The 7,700-nt window shown below is 64.8% G+C and carries 7 protein-coding genes; 2 read left to right on the forward strand and 5 right to left on the reverse strand.

Annotated elements, in window-relative coordinates:
- Positions 1-1,129, reverse strand: a 1,129-nt coding sequence (locus Q7T45_RS03425; protein ID WP_304867661.1) for an MFS transporter, incomplete at its 3' end; no start/stop codon positions are given.
- 239 nt (positions 1,130-1,368) lie between these two features.
- On the opposite strand from Q7T45_RS03425, the gene flhA reads away from it, so the two are divergent.
- The gene (flhA, locus tag Q7T45_RS03430) at positions 1,369-3,606 is read left to right on the forward strand and encodes a flagellar biosynthesis protein FlhA (protein ID WP_304867663.1); all 2,238 of its coding nucleotides are present in this window, start codon (positions 1,369-1,371) and stop codon (positions 3,604-3,606) included.
- Between the two features lie 307 nt (positions 3,607-3,913).
- Positions 3,914-4,114 carry a hypothetical protein gene (locus Q7T45_RS03435; protein WP_304867665.1) on the forward strand — a complete coding sequence of 67 codons (201 nt, stop codon included), beginning with the start codon at positions 3,914-3,916 and terminating at the stop codon, positions 4,112-4,114.
- 249 nt (positions 4,115-4,363) lie between these two features.
- On the opposite strand, the gene Q7T45_RS03440 is transcribed toward Q7T45_RS03435, so the two are convergent.
- From Q7T45_RS03440 to fliI, 4 genes are all read right to left on the reverse strand, one after another.
- Positions 4,364-5,230, reverse strand: a complete 867-nt coding sequence (locus Q7T45_RS03440) for an anti-sigma factor domain-containing protein (protein WP_304867670.1) — start codon at positions 5,228-5,230, stop codon at positions 4,364-4,366.
- Positions 5,231-5,250: 20 nt separating this feature from the next.
- Complete coding sequence (locus Q7T45_RS03445) at positions 5,251-5,796, reverse strand: sigma-70 family RNA polymerase sigma factor (RefSeq protein ID WP_304867666.1); 546 nt, start codon at positions 5,794-5,796, stop codon at positions 5,251-5,253.
- A gap of 195 nt (positions 5,797-5,991) precedes the next feature.
- Entirely contained in the window at positions 5,992-6,411 is a 420-nt protein-coding gene (gene fliJ / locus Q7T45_RS03450; protein ID WP_304743886.1) for a flagellar export protein FliJ, read from the reverse strand.
- Between the two features lie 120 nt (positions 6,412-6,531).
- A partial coding sequence (gene fliI, locus Q7T45_RS03455) for a flagellar protein export ATPase FliI (protein ID WP_304867668.1) occupies positions 6,532-7,700 on the reverse strand: 1,169 nt, incomplete at its 5' end.

A 7,700-nucleotide genomic window follows, 5' to 3' on the forward strand; every position in this document is an offset into this window, starting at 1 on the left:
ACATGCCGAACACCGAGGCCATGATCACGATGCCGACCCGGGTCGCGGCCTCGCGCGCGGGCATCGATTCCCGGACGATGATGGCGTAGCTCGGCACGATGCCACCCTGGAACAGGCCGAACATCGCGGAAATCAGGTAGAGCGACGTCAGGCCGTCGAAGAACAGGTAGAACACCAGCGCAAAGCCCTGCGCCACCGATCCGATCAGCAGCGTCGCCATGCCGCCGATATTGTCGGCGAGATAGCCCGAGCCGATCCGGCTGATGATGCCGCACGCCATCATCAGCGACAGCATCTCGGCGCCGCGCGCCACGCCGTAGCCGAGATCGCCGCAATAGGCGACGATGTGCACCTGCGGCATCGACATCGCCACGCAGCAGGAAATGCTGGCGATGCACAGCAGCGCCGTCAGCGTATTGGCCGACAGCTTGAGATCGATCCGCGGCGGCAGCGCGTTGCTGTGATCCTGCGCCGCGCTGCCGCCCATGACCCGGCGCAGCACCAAGAGCAGGATCGTCATCAACACGCCGACGGCAATGCCGATGCCGACATGGGTGGCGCGCCAGCCATAGGCCTGCGTGCTCCAGTTGATCAGCGGCGGCCAGAACGTGCCCGCGACATAATTGCCTGACGCGACGATGGTGACCGCCAGCCCGCGATAGCGCTCGAACCAGTGCGAGGCCTCCGCCATCAGCGGCGCGAAGGTGGCCGAGGTGCCAAGGCCCATCAGGAACGAGATGACGATGAACTGCCACAGCGCGGTCGCCAGGCCAGCCAGCACATAGGAGCCGGTCAGGAAGGCGATGCTGACGGCCATCGCCGGCACGATGCCGAGCCGGTCGGTGATCTTGCCCATGATGACGCCGCCGACACCGAAGCCGAGGAAGATCATGGTGGCGGCGAACGAAACCGCGCCGCGGCTGCTCGCAAATTCCTGCTGCACCACCGGCATCACCACCACGACCGACCACATCCCGACCGCGCCGACGGAGCCGATCAGGACCGCCAGCGCGAGCCGCAGCCAGGCCTGGGGCGAGTCCGGGGTGAAGGGCGGCGAATCTTTGGCTGGTTGGGAGGGGGCGTGCACGGCCGCAACTTCGTCGCCCCGGGGTTCCGGGTCAAGCCACATGGCGCGATATTGGGCATGCAGATGCAGTGGAACAGGGCGGCCGTGGCCGCCCTGCCTCACATTCCGGGGCGATGCGGAAGCATCGAACCCGGAATCTCGAGATTCCGGGTTCACCGCTGCGCGGTGCCCCGGAATGACGAGGGGTGGGAGGCCTTGTTAACCCTTTCCTAACCATAAACCCGGCAAGAATTGCCTAGTGGAGTCGAGTGTCGTCAGCCGCGTAAAACGGGAGAACCCCCGTGGACGCCAGTGCGGTGCCTCACTTTCGAAACGGCGGCCCTTCGGCCGCCGCGCAGACGTTTGGCGCCCGGGGCCGGCATTCGCGGGGGGAAGCAGCTACGATGGTCGATGTCACGGCGGGTCACGGCACGGGTACAGCGGGCGGCGGATTTCCCAGTCTAGGCGACATCGGCAAAGTCCTGGTCCGCGGCGACCTCGCGCTGGCGTTCGGCGTCCTGATCATCCTCGTCGTGCTGATCATGCCGCTGCCGTCGGTCGTGCTCGACCTGTTTCTGGCGATCTCGATCACGCTGTCGATCCTGATCCTGATGACCGCGCTGTTCATCCAGGCGCCGCTGGAATTCTCCTCGTTCCCGACCATCCTCTTGATCTCGACGATGCTGCGGCTGTCGCTGAACCTGGCTTCGACCCGGCTGATCCTGTCGAAGGGACATGAGGGCACCGCGGCGGCCGGCCACGTCATCGAAGCCTTCGGCAATTTCGTGATGGGCGGCAATTTCGTCATCGGAATCATCGTGTTCGCGATCCTGGTGATCGTGAACTTCGTCGTCATCACCAAGGGTTCGGGGCGTATCGCGGAAGTCGCCGCCCGCTTCCACCTCGACGCCATGCCGGGCAAGCAGATGGCGATCGACGCCGATCTGGGCGCCGGCCTGATCGACGAGGCGACCGCCAAGAAGCGTCGCAAGGATCTGGAGGACGAAAGCGGCTTCTTTGGCGCCATGGACGGCGCCTCGAAATTCGTGCGCGGCGACGCGGTCGCGGGCCTGCTGGTCGTGTTCATCAACGTCATCGGCGGCATCATCATCGGCGTCGCCCAGCAGGGCATGGGTTTTGCGGATGCCGCGCGCACCTACACGCTGCTGACGGTGGGCGACGGCCTGGTCACGCAAGTGCCGGCGCTGATCGTGTCGACCGCGGCCGGCCTGCTGGTCTCGAAGGCGGGCGTCAGCGGCGCCGCCGACAAGGCGCTGATGAAGCAGCTGTCCGGCTATCCGCAGGCGCTCGGCATGTCGGCCGGCGTCATGCTGGTGCTGGGGATGCTGCCGGGCGTACCAATGCTCCCCTTCCTCGCGCTCGGCGGCGGTGCCGCTTACCTCGCGGTGACGTCGGGCAAGCGCAACAAGGCCAACACGGAAGCCGAAGTCGCCGCGGCCTCGGCGCCGGACGCAGCCGCCGCGGCCGCAGCCGCCGGCGCGGAAGAGCCGATCGCCAATTCCCTGAAGATCGACGATCTCAAGATCGAACTCGGCTATGCACTGCTCCCGCTGGTCAACGGTCCCGACGGTACCGACCGCCTGACCGAACAGATCAAGGCGCTGCGCCGCTCGCTGGCGGTCGAAATGGGTTTTGTGATGCCGGCGGTGCGCATTCTCGACAATGTGCAGCTGGAGGCCAACACCTACATCATCAAGATCAAGGAAGTGGACGCCGGCACCGGCAAGATCTGGCCGAACAGTTTCATGGTCATGGACCCCGCCGGCAATCAGGTCGGGATCCCCGGCATCCACACCATCGAGCCGACCTTCGGCCTGCCGGCGACCTGGGTCGACGCCAGCCTGAAGGAAGAGGCCTCGCTGAAGGGCTATACCGTGGTCGACGCCGCGACCGTGTTGTCGACCCACCTCACCGAGCTGCTCAAGACCAACATGTCGGACCTGTTGTCCTATGGCGAGGTGCAGAAGCTCCTGAAGGACCTGCCGAAGGAGCAGGGCGAACTGGTCAAGGACATCACGCCGGCGCTGGTCACCGTGTCCGGCATCCAGCGCGTGCTGCAGCTGTTGCTGGCTGAGCGGATCTCGATCCGCGATCTCTCGACCATTCTCGAGGGCATCGCCGACGCGCTGGCATTCTCGCGCAACCCGGCAACCATGGTCGAGCATGTTCGCGCCCGGCTGGCGCGGCAGATCTGCGCGCAAAACACCTCGCACAACGGCTATTTGCCGCTGATCGCGCTGTCGGCGAAATGGGAGCAGGCGTTTGCCGAGTCGCTGGTCGGCGCCGGCGACGAGCGACAGCTGGCGATGCAGCCGTCAAAGCTGTCGGAATTCATGACGGTGGTGCGCGACCGCTTCGAACAGGCCGCCCGCGAAGGCGAGGCGCCGGTGCTGGTGACCTCGGCGGCGATCAGGCCGTTCGTGCGTTCGCTGGTGGAGCGCTTCCGCGCGCAAACCACCGTGCTGTCGCAGGCGGAGATTCATCCACGCGCGCGGTTGAAGACGGTCGGAAGCGTCTGAGCGGGCAGCCGGCGAAGGCGAGTCATTTCCGCCACAGGCAAATGATTTGTCGGCATTCGCGGGAACGGCGTGGCCGGCGCCGCCGGCAGCCGCCTTTTTCTAAACTACTGAAATAACTATATTATTATCGATTTCACGCATCTCTCGCCCAATTCCGGTCGCGGGATTTCAACTCCTTTCACTGCCTTGTGATCGCCTCTTAGGAACTTAAAGCCGAATCCCCACGTTTCCTGCCATGAGATGTTGAACCTGTCGGCGGATGCACCACACCAATTCGCAAGACAGGGAAGGCGGCAGGAGGCTTCCAATGAACCATTCGATCTACAGCGCCGATCGTACGACCCATCTGAAGATCGTGGTCGTCGCTCTTGTTGCTGGCATCGCGGTGGCGGGCTTCGGCATCACGGCTCGCACCACGTCGGACGAGGGATACACCCAGACCGCGAAGGTCCTCAAAGCCGGCAAGCCGGTGGCGATCACCAGCGCGGAGACCTCGACGGTACGCTAACGGAATTCAAGGAATTCACGCGGCTCTTTAGCAGCCCCCCAAAGTCGCCTCGTGGATAATCAGACGACCCCAACGACCCCCAAGTTGACTACCGAAAACGCCCGCTCCCCACGGGCGTTTTATTTTTTGTTAGATTTAGTGAAGAGCCAAAGATATAGTCTTGAAGCCGTATCCCGGATGGAGCCAGCGGGCGGCGCCTTGCGCCGACCCTTTCGCTCCATCCGGGCTACGAGCTGCGAATCCTGCCTTCTACTTGGCCGGCGCTGCCGGGGGCACGGCTTCGATCAGCTTGCCGGTAAACACGATCGGTCCGGTGGCAACGCCGGTGGGCGAGCCGCCTTCCGGCTCGAGCGTCACCGCATAGGTCGCCTTGTTCACCGTGTCGGTGTCATAGGCTGCCAGCGCCGGCCGCGTGGTGAAATCATTGCCGCCGATCACGCCCAGCGAACGCGCGCCTGGCAGCTTGTCGGACACCAGCCACAGTTCAAAACTCTTGCCGGGCTCGGGCGTGGCACCCACCCGGCGCACGGTGAAATTCTTGCTGGTGGCGTCCACCGTCAGGATGAAGGCGGGCGACGCGCTGTCCTTCTGCAGAAGGGCGACAAACTGGCCTGACGGTGGCGGGACGACGGTGGTCTTCACCTCGACCACCTGGGTTCGCACCTTCGGGCGCAGGCCGTCGGGAAGCCGGTCCGGCGCATAGACTTGCGTTGCGACCATCGCGATCAGGGCTGCGGCAATCGCTGTGGTCGCCGTCGCCACATTGCGCCAACGCCGGGCGCGGGCGGATAACTGGATCACGTTGGAGCCGTCGACCGGGACGGGCTGCGCAATGACGTCGTTGGCCGGTGGCGGCGGCGCGTCGGGAAGCAGCAGCGGCCCTTGCTGCTCGGAATGTCCGATCGCGGTTTTGATCCTGTCCCAGACCTCGGGCCGCGGCTCGACCGATCCGACCATCTGGTTGAGGACGCCCAGCTTCTGCTGCCACGCCTCGACCATCGCCGTGAACTCCTTGTCCACGGACATCATGGTCTCGACCTGCGCGCGCTCGTCGGCATCGAGGGTGCCGAGTGCGTATTCCGCGGCGAGCGCGATATGGTCCTCGCTGTAGGCCATCATCTAGAGTCCAAGATCTTCTAAAGCCCGAGACACTCCCGGATATCCATCATGCTGCGGCGCAGCCATGTCTTCACCGTGTTCACCGGTGTCTCGAATTTCGCTGCCAGCTGCTCGCGGCTCCAGCCATTGTAATAGGCCAGCAGCACCAGCTTTTGCCGGTCGGGCTCGAGGCGGCCGACGCACTCCAGAAGCCGCTTCAACTCTTCCGTCATTTCCCGGCGCGCCAGCGGATCCGGGCTGTCGGCCGCCACTTCCATGGCCGACGGCTCCTCCTCGATCGACACCTCCGTCCGCTTGCGCACGACATCGATGGCCCGGTTGCGGGCGATCGACGCCATCCACGTGATCGGCGACGACAGCCCGGGATTGAACTGCCCGGCGCTGTTCCAGATCTTGACGTAAGCCTCCTGAATGACCTCCTCGGCGAGATCCTGTCGCCGCAAGATACGGAGCACCACGCCGAAGAGTTTCGCGCGCGTGGCGGCGTAAAGCCGCTCGAAAGCGGCCTCATCCCCCTTCGCAACTGCGGCAATCAGCCAGACCAGCTCAGCTGGCGTCAGCATTCAGCGTCCCCAAAATCGCGAAGCCCTATCGCTCCTAAAAGCCACCGGAGCGGCGGTCCCGACATGTCGTATCATACCCTGCGCCAGAGGTGGCCACCAAGTCGCCGATACCGGGCCTGTGGACAGCCAAAAAACAAACCCGGACCTTGCGGCCCGGGTTTGGGTGGTGGTTTGGCAAAGGCGGTCGGGAAAGGGTCAGGCAATGGCCCCGATGCGGGCGCGCATCAGGCCGATGCTGTCGAGATCGGCCTGTTCCCGGGCGCTCTCTTCGGCCCGCTCGCGGGCCTGATCGCGCTCGTCCAGGAGCTCGACTTTCTTCAGTTCATCGAATGCCTCGCCCAACAGGCCCTTGGCGTCTTCGAGCTGGATCCGCAGCTCGTCGGCGGAGCGGGTCAGGTTTTCCCGCCGCTGGATCGCGGCCTTGGCGTAGGTCGGATAGGCGAAGTGCGTGGGATCGTTGATGCCGGCGCGCTCCTGCTCGGAATGGATTTCGCGCTCGAGGTCGACCGACATACGCTGGAAATCGGCGATCATGCCCTCGATCTGGGCAACCCTTCGGCGCTTTTCGTCAACCTGAAATTTCTTCAGGCGGATCAGCGTTTCACGTGACTTCATCGACTCGTACTCCCCAGAAGTCCCGATCTGAACGCGGGACGGAACCGGCATCCCCAAATGAAGTCATAAGGGCCCCACCGGCAGCTTTACTCGTGTGGCGCGGATCATGGCCCGACAAAGTTAGCTTTCCGTTTCCAAATCCTTGAGGATTTGACCGAGTTGCTGGTACCCGGCGTTAAGGCTGGTGACTTCGTCCTTGGCCTGGCGCAGGAAGCTCTCCAGCGGCGCATGAAGCTTGATCGCCTCATCGACCTCGGGGCTGGAGCCCTGGCGATAGGCCCCGAGCCGGATCAGTTCCTCCATGTCGGCATAGGTGGCCATGACCTGGCGGGCCCGGGTGATAACCGGCAGAAAGGCCGGATCGGCCGCTTTCGGCATGGTGCGGGACACCGATTTAAGGATGTTGATCGCCGGAAAACGGCCGCGCTCGGCAATCGAGCGCTGCATCACGATATGGCCATCCAGGATGCCGCGGACCGCATCGGCGATCGGCTCATTATGGTCGTCGCCGTCCACCAGCACGGTGAAGATGCCGGTGATGGTGCCGATCCCGGTCCCCGGCCCGGCGCGCTCCAAAAGCTTCGGCAGTTCGGTGAACACCGTCGGCGTATAGCCCTTGGCGGTCGGCGGCTCGCCCGCCGACAGGCCGATCTCGCGCTGCGCCATGGCAAACCGCGTCACCGAATCCATCAGGCACAGCACATCCTTGTCTTCATCGCGAAAATATTCGCAGATCGCCAGCGTCAGGTAAGCCGCCTGCCGCCGCATCAAAGCGGGCTCGTCGGATGTCGCCACCACCACCACCGAGCGCGCCAGGCCGGCGTCGCCGAGGTCATCCTGCAGAAACTCCTGCACCTCGCGGCCGCGTTCGCCGACCAGGCCGATCACGGTGATGTCGGCATCGACATTGCGCGCCAGCATCGACAGCAGCACCGACTTGCCGACGCCGGAGCCGGCGAAGATGCCCATCCGCTGGCCGCGGCAGCAGGTCAGGAAGGTATTGAGCGAGCGCACCCCGAGGTCGAGCGGCGTGCCGACGCGCTTGCGCGAATGGGCCGGCGGCGGCGAGTTGCGGTAGGGCATCGGCGACGGGCCCTGCGGCAGCGGCCCCTTGCCGTCGATCGGCTCGCCCATCGCAATGATGACGCGGCCGAGCCAGGCCACCGACGGCCGCACCTGGCTGGCGGCAGTGGCGATGACGGCGCGGCAGCCGCGCCGCACGCCTTCGAGGCCGGCGAACGGCATCACGACGGCATTGTTGCCGGAAAAACCGATCACCTCGGCGGGGA

This window comes from Bradyrhizobium sp. (assembly GCF_030646015.1).
Lineage (GTDB): Bacteria > Pseudomonadota > Alphaproteobacteria > Rhizobiales > Xanthobacteraceae > Bradyrhizobium.

Bases quoted from the DNA above. Each gene is read 5' to 3' on its own strand.
- Q7T45_RS03435 (WP_304867665.1), top strand. From the start codon at position 3,914: ATGAACCATTCGATCTACAGCGCCGATCGTACGACCCATCTGAAGATC.
- Q7T45_RS03440 (WP_304867670.1), bottom strand. From the start codon at position 5,230: ATGGCCTACAGCGAGGACCATATCGCGCTCGCCGCGGAATACGCACTC.
- Q7T45_RS03445 (WP_304867666.1), bottom strand. From the start codon at position 5,796: ATGCTGACGCCAGCTGAGCTGGTCTGGCTGATTGCCGCAGTTGCGAAG.
- fliJ (WP_304743886.1), bottom strand. From the start codon at position 6,411: ATGAAGTCACGTGAAACGCTGATCCGCCTGAAGAAATTTCAGGTTGAC.